The following is a 16,153-nucleotide window of genomic DNA, read 5'->3' as shown; positions in this document are numbered from 1 at the left end:
CTGCGCCGGTGTCTGACCCCGCCGAGACAAAAAGCTGGCTCCGTTGGCTGCTGGCGCCGCAACAGCGCTTGCTGAATGCGGCGCTGGCGCTGGCCGTCGCGGCGGCCGGGTTGTTCATCCTGCAGAGCTGGTTGCTGGCCAGCCTGTTCAGCCACTGGCTGCTCGCCTGGCAGGCAGGCAACTTGGCCAGCTTCGACTCCTCCCTCTGGTGGCCGTGGCTGGTCGGGCTGCCGCTCTGCTTTATCCTCCGCCCATGGCTGCAATACGGCCGCGAACGCCTGTCGCAGCGGGTCAGCCTGCGGGTGCGCCAGGCGCTGCGCGAACAATTGCTGCAGCGGTTGGCGATGCTCGGGCCGGCGCGGCGTGGGCTCGGCGCCGATGCCGAGCTGGGCAGCCGTCTGCTGGAGCAGGTGGATGCGCTGGATGGCTATGTCAGCCGTTATCAGGTCCAGCGCCAATTGGTGGTCATCGTCCCGCTGCTGCTGTTGTTGGCCACCGCCTGGCACAGTCTGCTGGCTGCCGCCTTGCTGCTGGCGACGGCGCCGCTGGTGCCGCTGTTCATGGTGCTGTTGGGCCAGGCGGCGGCGAACGCCAGCCAGCGCCAGTTCGTGGCGCTGGGACAGATGAGCGGGCGTTTTCTCGATCTGCTCCGCGGCATGGCGACCCTGCGTCATCTGCAGGCGCTGGATAGGGCGCAGCTGGCGGTGGAGCAGGCCGCCGAGGATTACCGCAGCCGCACCATGCGCGTGCTGCGCATGGCGTTCTTGTCCGGCGCGGTGCTGGAACTGTTCGCCTCGATCGCCATCGCCATGGTGGCGCTCTATCTGGGCATGGGCCTGCTGGGCATGCTGCCCTGGGCCCAGGGCGAGATTCCGGTGCCTTATCAGGGCGCCCTGTTTATCCTGCTGCTGGCGCCGGAGTTCTATGCACCGCTGCGGCAGCTGGGCAGCGATTACCATGCGCGAGCCGAAGCCGAGGGCGCGCTCGCCGAATTGCTGCCGTTGCTGAAGCTTGAGCTGTGGCAGCATCCGGGCACGGAGCCCTTGCAGCTCCAGCAGGCCCCGGTCATTGATTGTCGCAGCGTCGGTGTCGATCTGCCCGGCGCCGCAGCGCGCCTGCGCCCGCTGGATCTGCGTCTGGCCGCGGGTGAACGGGTCTGGTTGCGTGGGCCTAGTGGCAGTGGCAAATCGACCCTGCTGCATGTACTGCTGGGGTTTCTGCCCCATACCGGTGAGGTACTGATCGATGACCTGCCGCTGGATGTCGTGCGGCGCAGCGACTGGCATCGTCATGTGGGCTTTCTGGCCCAGCAACCGGAGCTGATTCCCGGCACGCTGGCAGACAATCTGCGCCTCGCGGCGCCCGGCGCCAGCGACCAACAGCTGATTGCTGCGTTGCAGGAGGTCGACCTGTGGCCCCTGCTGCGGCAATTGCCCCTGCAACTGGCAACGCCGCTGGGCGAGCGCGGGCTGGGGCTGTCCGGTGGCCAGCTCAGCCGTCTGGCCCTGGCCCGGCTGTTATTGCGTGATACCTGGGTCTGGCTGCTGGATGAACCCCTAGCACATCTGGACCCGCAAACCGCCGAGCTGATCGGCAGGTTGCTGGAGCGGCTCAGCCGCGGCCGTACGGTTTTGCTGGTCAGTCATGAGACGGTGGGGCTGGACTGGCTGGATCGGCAGGTGGAATTGCAGGAAGGTGAACATGGCTGAACAGCATCAACCGGCGGTGCGTCTGCGCAGCCTGCTCAACAGTCGCCTGGGTGGTTGGTGGGTGGCTGGCGTGCTGGGTTTCATCACGCTGTTTTCCGCCATCGCGTTGCTGGCGGTGTCCGGCTGGTTTATCAGCGCTGCGGCGCTGGCAGGCCTGGCGCTTGCCGGTGCCAGTGCCGGACACGGCTTCGATATCTTCCGCCCGGCTGCGGTTATTCGACTGCTGGCGCTGACCCGCACCGTAGGCCGCTATACCGAGCGGCTGGCGTCGCACCATGCTGCCCTGGGTCTGCTGCGGGACCTGCGCAGCCGTCTGTTCCGGCGAATCACCCAGGCTCGACGCCTGCCGCTGCGCACCCCGGGTGCCATGCACCGGCTGGTGGCGGATATCGATTTGCTGGATCAATTCCCCCTGCGCGTGGTGCTGCCCTGGGCCTGGGCCAGTCTGCTGCTGGGGTTGCTGTTGCTCTGGCTGGCGTTGCTGAGCCCGGGGTTGTTGCTGGTGACGTTGCCCGGGCTGCTGCTGGCCTGGCTGTCACCCTGGCTGGGATACTGGCAGGGCGGACGGCTGGCGCGTGAAGAGGTCGCCCATGCCGAGCAGCGGCGGGAGTTTCTGCTCGATAGCCTGGAGCTGCTGACCCCGTTGTTGATCTGGCAACGCTGGGGTGAGCGCAGCGCCGCCTTTGCCGGGCAGGACCGCGCGCATCTGCAACGCCAGGATCGCCAGCAGCGGCTGAGCAGCCGCATCGCGCTGCTGCAGCAATGGGCGTTGGCCGCCAGCCTGTTGGCGCTGCTGTGGCAAGGCTGGCCGCTGATCAGCGAGGCGGCAGTGTCGGTGCCGTTGTTGCTGGCGGTGCTGCTGACATTGCTGGGGCTGAGCGAGGCGCTGCTGCCGCTGGCCGGCAGCTTCGTTGCCCTGGGCCTGAGCCAGGCGGCGCGGGATCGACTCAACAGTCTGGCCGGTGATGCACCGCAGCAGGAGCCGTCACGTCCGCGCCCTGAAGGGCCGTGGAGGTTGCAGCTGCATGCCGTTACCGCCCGCTGGCCCGGTGCGCTGAATGGCCCGGACAATATTCATTTGCAACTGGAGCAGGGCGAGACGTTGCTGTTGCAGGGCCCGTCCGGTGGCGGCAAGTCAACCCTGCTGCAGCTACTGGCCGGCGAGCAACTGCCATCCAGCGGTGAGTGCCGGCTCAATGACCAGCCACTGCTGCATTGGGATGTGCGTCAAGTGATCGGCTACCTGCCGCAGGATATCGATATCTTCAACCTGTCACTGGCCGCCAACCTGCGCCTGGGTAACCCACAGGCCAGCGATGAGCAGTTGTGGCAGGCGCTGACGGACGTGGCGCTGGCGGATTGGGCCAGGGCACATCCGCAGCAATTGCAGCTGCAGCCCGGGGAGCTGGGTTCGGCGGTGTCCGGCGGGCAGGCGCGGCGCATTGCCCTGGCGCGGTTGCTGCTGGCCGAGCGGCCGGTACTGCTGCTCGACGAACCCTTCGCCGGGCTGGATGCCACCACCCGTGAACAGGTGATGGCAGCGCTGGTGCGGCGCCAGGCGCAGGGCTTGCTGGTCATTGCCAGCCATCAGCCGATCATGGCTGATCGGCTACGGGTTCTGCCTGTTGGTGATGGTTGACCGCAGGTAGCTGTTACCAGGTGTCTACAAACGGCCGGGTGCCGCGCTGCAGCGACTCCGGCGGCGCTGAACTCAACCCGCGCAACAACCAGTCCCGGGTTTCCGCCGGGTCGATGACCGCGTCGATTTCCAGGAAGCTGGCCATGCTCAGGCCCTTGCCGCGGGCATACAGCTCGCCCACTAGCTTGTCGAATAACGCCTGCTGAGCTGCGGGATCGTCCAGCGCTGCCAGTTCCTTGGCAAAGCCCAACCGCACCGCGCCCTCCAGGCCCATGGCGCCGAACTCGCTGCTCGGCCAGCCGATGGTGAACATGGGCGCGTGAAAGCTGCCGGCGGCCATGGCCTGGGCGCCGAGGCCGTAGCCCTTGCGCAGCACTACGGTGAAGAACGGAATACTCAGGCTGGCGGCGGTGACGAACATCCGCGACACGTGGCGCACCGTGCCCTGCTGCTCCGCCTCCGGGCCGACCATGAAGCCGGGCGTGTCGCACAGCGATACCATCGGCAGCCCGTGCGCCTGGCACAGCTGCATGAAGCGTGCGGCCTTGTCCCCGGCTTCCGCATCGATGGCGCCGCCCAGGTACATGGGGTTATTGGCGATCAGCCCAAAGGGCTTGCCGCCGACGCGGACCAGCGCGGTGATCATGCCCGGCGCGAACTGCCGGCGGATCTCCAGCACCGAGCCGGTATCGGCCAGCGCCTCGATGACCTGGCGGATGTCATAGACACGCAGGCGATTCTCGGGAATCAGGTGGCGCAGCCGCCGCTGGTCGGCGCAATCGTCCGCCGCCAGATCGCCCTGGAAATAGGACAGGTATTGCTTGGCGACCCGGGTCGCTTCGGCTTCGTCTTTCACCAGTACATCGATCACCCCGTTGGGTGCCTGTACGCTGGTTGGTCCGACCTGTTCCGGGGTATAGCTGCCAAGGCCCCCGCCCTCGATCATCGCCGGGCCAGCCATGCCGATAGTCGCGTTCTCGGTGGCGATGATCACATCGCAGCAGCCGAGCAATGCGGCGTTACCGGCGAAGCAGCGCCCCGACACCACGCCAACCAGCGGTACCTGGCCGCTGAGCCGGGCCATGCGCATGAAGGTGGTGCAATCCAAGCCGGCCACGCCGACCTTGTCCACATCCCCCGGTCGGCCGCCACCGCCCTCGGTGAAGAACACCAGCGGCAGCCGCCATTGCTCGGCGAGCTCCAGCATGCGGTCGGTCTTCTTGTGGTTCATTACGCCCTGGGTGCCAGCGAAGACCGTATAGTCGTAACTCATGGCCATGCAGCGGGCGGTTTCAGCGCCGAACAGTTCAGCGTTCACCGTGCCGATGCCGGCGATAAGGCCGTCGGCGGGGCTCATCTTCAGCAGGTCTTCGTGGCTGCGGCGGGTACGTTGGGCGGCCAGGGCGAAACCGCCGTATTCCATGAAACTGCCATCATCGAGCAGCTCGGCCAGGTTCTCACGGGCTGTGCGCTGCCCGGTCTTGCGGCGCTTGGCAACCGCCTCGGGGCGCTCGGCATCGGTCAGTCCGGTGCGGCGCTCAAGAACCTCCTGCAGGTCGGCGCGGATATGCTGCAGATCGATCTGTTCTTCGTTGAGCTGTTCCGCGCCTGCTGTGCCGGTCGGCTCGATAAACAGCAGCGGGTTGCCCGCAAACAGGTTGTCACCGGGGCTGGCGGCCAGGGCACGGATGATGCCGCTGCACTCGGCCTTGACCTCGAATTCCATCTTCATCGATTCCATCACCGCCAGCTGTTGGCCAGCGCGGACCTGTTCACCCGGCTGGACCGCCAGACTCACCAGCACACCCTGGACCGGCGCCTTCAGCGGCTCGCTGCCGGCCGGTGCGGCGGCTTCGGCTGGGCCAGACTGCCGCGCCTCGGCGTTGCCGTTGGCATGCAATTGGGGATGCGGTTGATCGGTGGTGCCAACCAACGCGGCGGCATTGGCTTCGATGAAGCCGGTGGTGACCTGGTTGCCCTGCACCTCTGGGTGCAGCAGCAGGTTCTGCAGGAAAGCCCGGTTGCTGTCCACGCCCTCCAGCCGGAATTCGCATAGCGCGCGATAGGCGCGGCGCAGGACGCTGGGATAATCTCCCTCGCCCTGCACGATCAGCTTGGCCAGCAGTGAGTCGAAGGCCGGGTTGGTGGTGTAGCCGCTGTAACCGTAGCCATCGACGCGTACGCCATGACCACCGGGTGGCTCATAGGCCGTCAGGGTGCCGCCGCTGGGGGTGGCGCTGCCGTCGGATTGCATAGTCTCCAGATTGATGCGCAATTGCACCGCGTAGCCCCGGGGTGGCGCTATGCGTGATTGCTCCAGATTCAACTCGGCGAGGCTGGCGCCCGCGGCCAGACGGATCTGCAGTTGCGCCAGATCCAGCCCGGTCACCGCTTCGGTGACGGTGTGCTCGACCTGGATGCGCGGGTTGGCTTCCATGAACACGAAATCGCCGCTGTCCTCGTCCACCAGGAACTCGACGGTACACAGGCCGCGATAACCCACGGCGGCGGTCAGCGTCACGGCAGCGGCCAGCAGCCGCTCGCGCAGCAGCGGGTCGAGCCCCGGCGCGGGAGCTACTTCCAACAGTTTCTGATTGCGCCGTTGCAGGGTGCAGTCGCGCTCCCACAAATGACTGACCGCATGACCATCGCCGATAATCTGCACCTCGATATGGCGGGCGTGGCGGATCAGCCGTTCGATATAGAGGTCGCCATTGCCGAAGGCCGCGCGAGCCTCGGAGCTGCAGCGAGCGAAGGCCTGCTCCAGTTCTCCGATGGAGTGCACCGCACGCATGCCACGCCCGCCACCGCCGGCCAGGGCCTTGAGCATGACCGCCGAGCCTGCCGGCAGCCCGGCCATGAAGGCCTGCGCCTGCTCCAGACTGGTCGCCTGGTTGGTTCCCAGGACCAGCGGTACATCATGCTGGACTGCCAGGCGCCGGGCGCTGGCCTTGTCACCGAACAGGTCCAGCACCTCGGCATCCGGGCCGATAAAGGTAATGCCTGCCTCGGTGCAAGCGCGGGCGAAATCGGCATTCTCGCTGAGAAAGCCGTAGCCCGGATGGATGGCATCGCAGTCATGGTCCCGGGCGATATCGATCAGTTGCCGATGATCCAGATAGGCTGCGGCGCCCCGGCCGCGCAGCGCCACCGCGGTATCGGCCTTGCGTACATGCAGCGACTGGGCATCGTCTTCGGCATAGACCGCCAGGCTGGGGATATCCAGCTCGGCTGCGGCCCGGGCCAGGCGAATGGCGATTTCGCCGCGGTTGGCAATCAGCAGACGTTTGAAAGGCATCAGATCCATTCCTGTAGTTCGTTCTTCTTCACCTTGCCGGTGGCGGTCATGGGCAGGGTATCCACCAGCCGCACCTCTGGCACCTTGTACACGGCCATGGTCTGGCGGCACCAGTCGCGCAGTTGGTCAGCGGTCAGGCCACTGCCGGGCCGAGCGATGACAAAGGCCAGCGGCGTCTCGCCGCGCTGTTCGTCCGGTCGCCCGATCACCGCCGAAGCGAGAATGCCCGGATGCTGGCCGAGCATGGCTTCCAGCTCGCTGGGGAACACACTCATGCCATTGACCTTGAGCATCTCCTTGCGCCGACCCAGGTAACGGATAAAGCCCTGCTCGGTGATCACGCCGCTGTCACCGGTATGCAGCCAGCCATTGCGCAGGGCCTCGGCGCTGGCCTCGGGTTTATTCCAGTAGCCCTTGAACAAGGACGGAGAGCGCACGCACAGCTCGCCCTCGCTGCCCAGTGGCAGCAGCGTGCCGCTGTCGAAATCGCACACCTTGAACTCGGTGCCGGGCACCGGCAGGCCGACGAAGGTCGGTGCCGAGCGCAGATCGAAATCATCTTCCTGCAACCCGGCGGTAAAGGTGTCGCAGGTATGGGTTTCGGTCATGCCGAAGCTGGTCTCGAACAGGGTACAGCCGGTCAGCTCGCGCCAGCGGCGCCGGTATTCGGGGGTCAGCTTCTTGATGAAGGACACGCAGCTGGTGACTTCCAGCGAACTGAGATCGAACTCATGCCGCTGCGGGTGATCGAGGACTTCCGCCGCGCTGTCGACCAGCAGGCTGCCATGACTGACCTGGTAGTGCTGCACCGCGCCCATGAACGCCAGCGCATCCCAGCGCGCCAGCAACACCAGGGTAGTCCCGCCGAATACCGGGAACAGCAGCCCGGAGTTTTCTCCGGCAATCCAGAATTCGGGCATGAAGTTCAGGGTCACGCGTTCGCTATCCAAGCCCAGCGCGGCGGGCAGAAAGCTGGCGCAGGTATAGAGCATGTCGCCATGGGTGTGGATGCAGCCCTTGGGCAGGCCGGTGGTGCCGCCGGTGTAATTGAGCGCGGCGATATCGTCGAGTGCCGGTTCAGGCAGATCTGCTCTGGGCTCGGTGGCCGCCAGGGCTGGCAGCAGGTCGATACTGTCGGTAACGGCCAGTTTCGGCGTTTGCAGCAATTCAGGTATGGCGAAAGGCGGCTCGGCGGGACAGACTTCCGCCAGACTGGTGCTGATCAGCACGCGCAGCGCAGTTTCACCAGACGCGGCGCGCACCACTGGCAGCAATTGATCAAAGCACACCATGACGCTGGCACCGCAGTCCTTCAGTTGGTAGGCCAACTCTGTCGCCGTGGCCATGGGACTGACCGGAGCGTGAATGGCGCCGGCTTTGAGAATCCCGTAGAAGACGACATGCAGTTGCGGACAGTTGGGCATGTATACGGCGACGCGATCCCCGGCTTGCACGCCCTGATCCAACAGCAGCGCAGCGAAGCGGTCGCTTAGCTCATGCAGCTCGGCATAGCTGAGGTCATGACCATAGAAGCGTACGGCGGGCTTGTTCGGGGTCGCCTGCGCCCAGTGCTGCAGATAATGCGTAAGCGGGCGCTGACCCAGCGGGTACTGCGGTTCGCTGGCATGGCCGGCGGGCCAGGCCTGGCGCTGTAGGTCGCGAAGCTGCTCCAGATAGTCTCGCTCATGCATGATCGACACCTGCCTTGTTATTGTTGGTGGCAGGTCAGAGTAGAGCGGTTCGGCAGGAAAAGCAGCATGCTTGCCACGGCGAATGGCGGGGCAGTACCGATGTTTATGGTGAGCGCTGGCATGACGCTGCGGGTTTTGGTGAGAGCGGCCTTGGCCGCTCTCACCAATAAGATGTGGTGCTGCCCTGCACCAGCGGTTAGAACAGTTCCAACGGGGTGATGCCACCGTCGCTGCTGAAGCCACCGGAGTCCAGCTCACTGGCTGGCGGCGGGACATCTTCTTCCTTGAATATTTCCAGGTAGGCGCCCGGGGTACCGGGCCGGGCGCTACGCCCGGTCAGCGGGTCGACCCGGGTGACGACCAGGCCTTCGGGTTGCTCCAGATCATGCTCGGGCTGGCCTTCCAGGGCGCCGGCCATGAACTCCATCCAGATGGGCAGTGCAGTGGTGCCGCCGTATTCGCGCCGACCCAGGGTCGAGGGCTGATCAAAACCGACCCAGACAGTGGCTACATGATCGCCATTGAAGCCGGCGAACCAGCCATCCTTCTGCTCATTGGTGGTGCCGGTCTTGCCACCCAGGTCGCTGCGCTGCAGCGAGCGGGCGCGGGAGCCTGTGCCGCGGTTGATCACGTCCTTGAGCATGCTGGTGAGCTGATAGGTGGTGCGCGGATCGATTACCTGTTCGGCCACGCGAGCCTCGGGCGGTACTTCACCTGGCGTCAAACCGATATAGGCATCAATGCGCTGCTGTTCGGAATCCACCGCCCGGGGAATGACTGCCGGACGGGCAAAGTCGATTACCTGATGTTCGGCACTTTCAATACGCTCGATCAGCCAGGGCCGGACTGCATGACCGCCATTGGCGAAGACGGCATAGCCGGTGGCAATCTGCAGCGGCGTGAGTTCCGGGGTGCCCAGCGAGGCGGACAGGTTGCGCGGCAGTTCTTCGCGGCTGAAACCGAAGCGCTCCATATAGGTCAGCGACTGGTCCACGCCGATGTCTTGCATCAGGCGAATTGAAACCAGATTGCGCGAGCGGTAGAAGGCTTCGCGCAGGCGGATCGGGCCGAGGAAGTCGCCGCTGGAATTGCGGGGCCGCCAATCGTCGCGCTGATTGCCATCATTGAAGACCAGCGGGGCGTCATTGACCAGGCTGGCGGGAGTATAGCCATGGTCCAGCGCCGCGCTGTAGAGGAACGGCTTGAACGAAGAGCCCGGCTGGCGGCGCGCCTGGGTTACGCGGTTGTAATTGCTCTGCACGAAGGAAAAGCCGCCGGTCAGCGCCTGAATGGCACCGGTTTCCGGCGAGAGCACCACCAGGGCGCTCTGTGCTTGGGGTATCTGCGCCAGTTTGTACTGACCGTCCTGCTCGGCCGGCTGTACCCGAATAAGGTCGCCGCGCTGCAACACATCGGCCGGTTTGCTCGGGTTCGGTCCCATGCTGTTGGCGCTCAGGTAAGGACGGGCCCAGCGCATGGCTTCCCAGGCGATGGTGCCGCTGTCACCGTTACGCAGCAGGATGCTGACGGTGTCCGCGCCCACGTCGCTAACGATGGCCGGACGCAGCCCGCCCATGCTGCGGTGGGGCTTGAGCAGGTCGATCAGTTGTTCGGGAGTGGCATCCGGGTGGCGGGCTTCCGGGCCGCGGTAGCCGTGGCGCTGATCATAGGTCATCAGGCCGGCGCGCAGGGATTGGTTGGCCAGCGTCTGCAAGCGACTGTCGACCGAGGTGTAGACATGGTAGCCGTCGATGTAGGCCGCAGTGCCGAACCGTTCGAGCATCTCCAGCCGCGCCATCTCGGCGACATATGGCGCTTCCATCTCTGGGTTGGCACCATGGTTGCGGGCGATGATGGGCGAGGCAACGGCCTCGTCATAGGCGGCCTGGTCGATGCTACCCAGAAGCAGCATGCGCTGCAGGATCCAGTCGCGACGAATTCGGGCCCGCTCGGGATTGGCGACCGGATTGTATGCGGAGGGCGCCTTGGGCAGCCCGGCGATCATCGCCAGTTGCGCCAGCGGCAGCTCGGCGATGGGCTTGCCATAGTAGACGTGGGCGGCCGCCTCGATACCATAGGCGCGGTTGCCCAGGTAGATCTTGTTCACGTACAGCTCGAAGATCTCTTGCTTGCTGAGGTTGCGTTCGATCTGCAACGCCAGCAGAATCTCGTTCAACTTGCGTGAGAACACCCGGTCGCTGCTGAGGAAATAGTTCTTCGCCACCTGCATGGTAATAGTGCTACCGCCCGTCTGAATCTGCCCGGTGCTCAGCAGTTCGGAAGTGGCCCGCAGCAGACTCATGGGATCTACCCCATGATGGTTGAGGAAGTTGTCATCCTCGGCGGCCAGAATGGCGTCGATAAATTCTTGGGGAATCTGCTCGAAACTGATCGGCAAGCGGCGCATCTCGCCAAATTCGGCGATCAGTTTGTGATCTGCGCTGTAAATGCGCAAAGGGGTTTGCAATTTGACATCACGCAGTGTATCTACGTCTGGTAATGTCGGGCTGAGATACAGGGCGACCCCGCTGATGACCAGTAGCGGTGCGCTCGCCACGGCGACCAGCAACCAGAAGAGAAAAATTATAAAACGCATGAGGGATTGAGCATTTCCCTGTCAAATGAAACGGTTGATATGAGATGGTGTTGAGAACGGGTTAACAGTCCGCATTATAAGCGAATTATTTTCCGTTTAGCCATTTGCGCTGGGACAAGGACTGTTATTTAATGCGGTAAAACATAAACCGCCCGTAAGTGGCGGATGCTGATAGGAAATTGGCTGTGCTAGGGCTATTCAAAAAAAAGGCGAATACGCTGCTGGGTATTGATATCAGTTCCACAACCGTGAAACTGCTTGAACTCAGCCGATCAGGGAACCGCTACAAGGTGGAGGCCTATGCGGTTGAACCGCTCCCACCCGGCGCTGTAGCGGAAAAAAACATCATCGAACTCGAAGGCGTGGGCCAGACCCTGGAAAAGGTGCTGGCCCGTTCGCGTTCCTCGCTGAAACAGTCGGCTGTCGCCGTGGCTGGCTCGGCGGTGATTACCAAACTCATCGAAATGGATGCCGGCCTCGATGACGACGAGATGGAAGAGCAGATCAAGCTTGAGGCGGATCAGTATATTCCGTACCCGCTTGACGAGGTCTCCATCGATTTCGAAGTGCAGGGCGTCTCGCCGCGCAGCCCCGAACGGGTCGAGGTATTGCTGGCGGCCTGTCGTCGGGAGAACGTCGATATCCGCGAAGCCGCACTGGCGCTGGCCGGGCTGGACGTCAAGGTCGTCGAGGTCGAGGCCTACGCCATGGAGCGGGCCTGCGAACTGGTAGTCGATCAGCTCGACGGCAATCCCGACGATCTGACCATTGCGGTGATCGACATCGGCGCCACCATGATGACCCTCAGCGTGCTGAGCCAGGGACGCACCATCTATACCCGGGAGCAGCTGTTCGGCGGCAAGCAACTGACCGACGAGATCCAGCGCCGTTACGGGCTGTCCCAGGAAGAGGCCGGCCGGGCCAAGAAGCAGGGCGGCTTGCCGGACGACTACGAGAGCGAGGTGCTGGAACCGTTCAAGGATGCGGTGGCGCAGCAGGTGTCCCGCTCATTGCAGTTCTTCTTCGCCGGTGGTCAGTACCAGGATGTCGACTACATTCTGCTGGCTGGCGGGACTGCCTCGATTCCGGGACTGGATCAACTGATCCAGCAGAAACTCGGCACCACCACTCTGGTGGCCAACCCCTTTGCAAACATGACTCTGTCGAACAAGGTGAATGCGGTCGCGCTCAGCAATGACGCGCCGGCACTGATGATCGCCTGTGGCCTGGCAATGAGGAGTTTCGACTGATGGCTCGCATTAACCTGTTGCCCTGGCGCGAGCAGCTCAGGGAAGAGCGCAAGAAACAATTCATCAGCATTCTGGTGCTTATCGTACTGTTTGCCGGTCTGCTGGTCTTTCTCGGCGACCGCAACCTGAACGGCAAGATCGATCAGCAGAATGCTCGCAATGACTTCCTGCGCAAGGAAATCAGCCTGCTGGATGGGCGTATCAAGGAAATCGAACAACTGCAGGCTCGACGCACGCAACTGCTGGACCGGATGAAGATCATCCAGGACCTGCAGGGCAATCGTCCGATCATCGTGCGTGTGTTCGACGAAATGGCTCGCACGCTGCCGGATGGCGTGTACTTCACCTCGGTCAACATGAAGGGAGCGGTGATCGGCATCAAGGGTGGAGCGGAGTCGAACAGCCGGGTATCCAATCTCATGCGACAGATGGATGCCTCCGACTGGCTGACTACGCCGAACCTGACCGCCGTGAAGGCGGTCACCCAGGGAGCATTGGATCAGGCCAACGTATTCGAGATGTCGGTCCGCCAGACCGAGCCGGGTGCGCCAGCCGCTGAGGGAGAACAGCAGCAATGAGTTTTGCTCAATCCATGGAAAGTCTGAAGAAGGTCGACATCAATGACCTCGACTTCAACAATATGGGCTCCTGGCCCGGTGCGTTGAAGGTGATCGTCGGCGCACTGGTATTCGCGGTGCTGCTGTTTCTCGGCTACCACTTCCATCTCAAGGACCTGCAGGCCAATCTGGAGCGTACCGAGAGCGAAGAAGTGAAGTTGCGTAACGAATTCGCCGGAAAGTCGTTCAAGGCCGCCAACCTGGAAGCCTACAAGGAGCAACTGGTCGAAATAGAGGAGCGCTTCGGCACTCTGCTCAAGCAGTTGCCTAGCGACACCGAGGTGCCCGGCCTGCTGGAAGACATCACGCAGATGGGCCTGAACAGTGGCCTTGAGTTCGAATCCATCACCCTGCAGCCGGAAGTGGCCCAGCAGTTCTATATCGAACTGCCGATCAGTATCGTGGTGCAGGGCAATTACCATGATATCGCCACCTTCGTCAGTAGCGTCGCCGGCTTGCCGCGTATCGTGACCCTGCATGACTTCGATATCGCACCGGTCAGCGAGGGCAACCCCGATCTGTTGAAGATGAATATCCTGGCCAGGACCTACCGCTATCATGATACGGATGCGGGAGGTCAGCCATGAGCCTGTTCAAGCCGGTTTCCGGTCTGGCCATCCTCGGCGCGTTGCTGCTCGGCGGCTGTGGTGGCAATGACTTCAGTGATTTGCAGGTCTTCATGGAAGAGACCCGGGCGCGTCCGGCGGGCAAGATCGAGCCATTGCCCCGGTTCAAGCCCTATGAAGCCTTCACCTACAGTGCCTCCTCCCTGCGCAGTCCCTTCCAGCCTCCGGTGCGTATTGACCTGACGCAACGGCAGAAGGGCTCGCAGGACATCAAGCCGGACGAGAACCGGGTCCGGCAGTTCCTCGAAGGTTTCAATATCGAGGGGTTCGAGATGGTCGGCGTGCTCAGCAACAACCAGGGCATGCAGGCACTCATTCGTGGCGCGGGAAGCGTTCACAGGGTCAAGGTCGGTGATTATCTGGGCCGTAACCACGGCCGGGTTACCAGCATCGAGGAAGGTCGTGTCGATGTGGTCGAGATAGTACCGGATGGGGAAGGTGGTTGGTTGGAGCGGCCGCGCACACTCAGCTTGCCTGAGCGCGGATAAGGTCAACCAGGGAGAGATAACATGAACTGTAAACAGTCACGCGTGGAACGCAATCAAATGCCTCTAACCAGGAAGTTTTCATTCGCAGCCGTGCTTGCGCTGCTCAGTCCGCTGGCGCTTGCGGCCGACCTTGAACGTCTCGATGTGGCCTCGCTGCCTGGGGAACGGGTGGAACTCAAACTGTCCTTCGACGAGCCGGTGGCGGCCGCACCCAAAGGCTATACCATTGACCAGCCTGCCCGGATTGCCATCGACTTGCCGGGTGTCAAGAACAAGCTGGGCGAGCGTTCGCGGGAACTCGGGCTGGGCAATGCCCGCAGCCTGACCGTAGTGGAAGCCAACGACCGCACCCGCCTGATCATCAACCTGGCAGATCTGGCACCCTATACCACCCGGGTCGATGGCAACGATCTGTATATTCTGGTCGGCGCTGACAAGGCGCCCGGCTATGCTGCGGGGGCCACGCCGGCCGCCGGTCCGGCCCAGGCCGGTAACAGCAATTGGCGGAGCAGTGGGCAGGCAGCGGTGAGCAGTCCTGCGGCGGCGACCAGCGGGCCGGCTATTCGCAGCCTGGACTTTCAGCGTGGCGAGCAGGGTGAAGGTAACGTCATCGTTGATCTGTCCGATCCGTCGATCCGCGTCGATGTGCAGGAGCAGGGCGGTCGCGTACGGTTGAATTTCCCCAATACCAGCCTGCCCGATGAGCTGCGGGTACGCCTGGATGTGAAGGACTTCGCCACCCCGGTCAATTTCGTCAATGCCAGCGCCTCCGGCAAGGATACCACCATTTCCATCGAGCCCACTGGTTTCTATGAGCACCTGGTCTATCAGGCTGACAGTCGGCTGATTGTCAGCTTCAAGCCGCTGAGCCAGACCGAGGTCGAGCAGCGCCGCGCCGATGCTTTCTCCTATACTGGCGAAAAACTGTCGCTCAACTTCCAGGACATCGAAGTGCGCTCGGTATTGCAGCTGATCGCCGATTTCACCGATCTCAATCTGGTAGCCAGTGATACCGTTCAGGGTAGCATCACCCTGCGACTGCAGAATGTGCCCTGGGATCAGGCGCTGGACCTGGTATTGAAGACCAAGGGTCTGGACAAGCGGCAGATCGGCAACGTGCTACTGGTCGCGCCGGCCGAAGAAATTGCCGCCCGCGAGCGTCAGGAACTGGAGTCGCAGAAGCAGATCGCCGAGCTGGCGCCGCTGCGCCGTGAGCTGATTCAGGTCAACTACGCCAAGGCATCGGATATTGCCACCTTGTTCGCTTCCGTCACCGCTGGCGAGGGTGAACAGCGTGGTTCGATCACGGTAGATGATCGTACCAACAGCATCATCGCCCTGGAAACCCAGGCCAAGCTGGATGAGCTGCGCCGTATCGTGACCCAACTGGATATTCCAGTACGTCAGGTGATGATCGAGGCGCGCATCGTCGAGGCCAACGTCGGCTTCGACAAGGCGCTGGGTGTGCGTTGGGGTGGTAACGTGAATCTGGGTAGCCGGTTCAACGCCTTCGGTCAGGATGGCAGCTCGAACATGGGCGTAGCCGAGGATCCCTACGCGCAAGGGTCCCCTGGCGATGAAAACTTTGTGCCGTCTCGTAACACTGCCGGTTTCATCGGCATTCCGGAAATCCCGCTGAATACCCCCTTCGTCGATATGGGCGTGTTGGGTGCTACCTCGGGTATCGGTATCGGCTTCATCACCGACAACACCATCCTCGATTTGCAGCTGTCGGCCATGGAAAGCACTGGTAACGGCGAGATCATTTCCCAGCCCAAGGTAGTTACCTCTGACAAGGAAACCGCCAAGATCCTCAAGGGCTCGGAAATCCCCTATCAGGAAGCCAGCTCCAGCGGCGCCACCACTACGGCCTTTGCCGAAGCGGTGCTGTCCCTGGAGGTGACGCCGCAGATCACGCCGGACAACCAGGTGATCATGGAAGTCATCGTGACCAAGGATGAGCCCGACTTCACCAACGAGGTGAATGGTGTGCCGACCATCCGCAAGAACGAAGTCAATGCCAAGATTCTGGTGGCTGATGGTGAAACTATCGTCATCGGTGGTGTATTCTCCAGTGAATCGCAGAAGAGTCAGGAGAAGGTGCCCTTCCTCGGAGACCTTCCAGTTATCGGCAGAGCCTTCCGGCGTGACGTGAGTTACGAAAGCAAAACCGAACTGCTGGTATTCCTGACTCCGCGCATTATCAACAATGGAGCTATCAGTCTTGCCAGGTAACAGT

The 16,153-nt window shown here is 62.9% G+C and carries 10 protein-coding genes; 7 read left to right on the top strand and 3 right to left on the bottom strand.

The window, feature by feature from the left end; all coding sequences use genetic code 11:
• The first annotated feature begins 8 nt into the window (after positions 1-8).
• Both cydD and cydC read left to right on the top strand, forming a co-directional pair.
• Positions 9-1,709: a thiol reductant ABC exporter subunit CydD gene (gene cydD, locus DHB74_RS05110; RefSeq protein ID WP_499160922.1), complete on the top strand. Its 1,701-nt coding sequence runs from the start codon at positions 9-11 to the stop codon at positions 1,707-1,709.
• A complete protein-coding gene (gene cydC / locus DHB74_RS05105) occupies positions 1,702-3,348 on the top strand; it encodes a thiol reductant ABC exporter subunit CydC (protein WP_499160921.1) in 1,647 nt (548 codons plus the stop codon). Before cydD ends, cydC begins: the two co-directional genes overlap by 8 nt.
• A 13-nt stretch (positions 3,349-3,361) precedes the next feature.
• On the opposite strand, the gene DHB74_RS05100 is transcribed toward cydC, so the two are convergent.
• From DHB74_RS05100 to DHB74_RS05090, 3 genes are all read right to left on the bottom strand, one after another.
• Positions 3,362-6,646, bottom strand: a complete 3,285-nt coding sequence (locus DHB74_RS05100) for an acetyl-CoA carboxylase family protein (RefSeq protein WP_499160920.1) — start codon at positions 6,644-6,646, stop codon at positions 3,362-3,364.
• Positions 6,646-8,337, bottom strand: coding sequence for an AMP-binding protein (locus tag DHB74_RS05095; RefSeq protein ID WP_074777492.1), 1,692 nt, complete (start codon positions 8,335-8,337; stop codon positions 6,646-6,648). The genes DHB74_RS05100 and DHB74_RS05095 overlap by 1 nt, the downstream gene beginning before the upstream one ends.
• Positions 8,338-8,533: 196 nt before the next feature.
• The gene (locus tag DHB74_RS05090) at positions 8,534-10,933 is read right to left on the bottom strand and encodes a penicillin-binding protein 1A (RefSeq protein WP_499160919.1); all 2,400 of its coding nucleotides are present in this window, start codon (positions 10,931-10,933) and stop codon (positions 8,534-8,536) included.
• Between the two features lie 185 nt (positions 10,934-11,118).
• On the opposite strand from DHB74_RS05090, the gene DHB74_RS05085 reads away from it, so the two are divergent.
• The 5 genes from DHB74_RS05085 to DHB74_RS05065 are packed head-to-tail and all read left to right on the top strand — an operon-like array spanning position 11,119 to position 16,149.
• Positions 11,119-12,183 (top strand): pilus assembly protein PilM, encoded by a 1,065-nt coding sequence (locus tag DHB74_RS05085; RefSeq protein WP_036989108.1) that lies wholly within the window; start codon positions 11,119-11,121, stop codon positions 12,181-12,183.
• Complete coding sequence (locus DHB74_RS05080) at positions 12,183-12,761, top strand: PilN domain-containing protein (RefSeq protein ID WP_074777496.1); 579 nt, start codon at positions 12,183-12,185, stop codon at positions 12,759-12,761. Before DHB74_RS05085 ends, DHB74_RS05080 begins: the two co-directional genes overlap by 1 nt.
• Entirely contained in the window at positions 12,758-13,387 is a 630-nt protein-coding gene (locus tag DHB74_RS05075) for a type IV pilus inner membrane component PilO (RefSeq protein WP_499160918.1), read from the top strand. Before DHB74_RS05080 ends, DHB74_RS05075 begins: the two co-directional genes overlap by 4 nt.
• Positions 13,384-13,914 (top strand): type 4a pilus biogenesis lipoprotein PilP, encoded by a 531-nt coding sequence (gene pilP / locus DHB74_RS05070; protein ID WP_036989112.1) that lies wholly within the window; start codon positions 13,384-13,386, stop codon positions 13,912-13,914. The genes DHB74_RS05075 and pilP overlap by 4 nt, the downstream gene beginning before the upstream one ends.
• A 57-nt stretch (positions 13,915-13,971) precedes the next feature.
• Positions 13,972-16,149, top strand: coding sequence for a type IV pilus secretin PilQ (locus tag DHB74_RS05065; protein WP_499160917.1), 2,178 nt, complete (start codon positions 13,972-13,974; stop codon positions 16,147-16,149).
• Positions 16,150-16,153: the final 4 nt, after the last annotated feature.

This window comes from Pseudomonas sp. G11-1, from assembly GCF_024031555.1.
GTDB lineage: Bacteria > Pseudomonadota > Gammaproteobacteria > Pseudomonadales > Pseudomonadaceae > Halopseudomonas > Halopseudomonas bauzanensis.
This window is presented reverse-complemented; position numbering and strand designations above follow the sequence as displayed.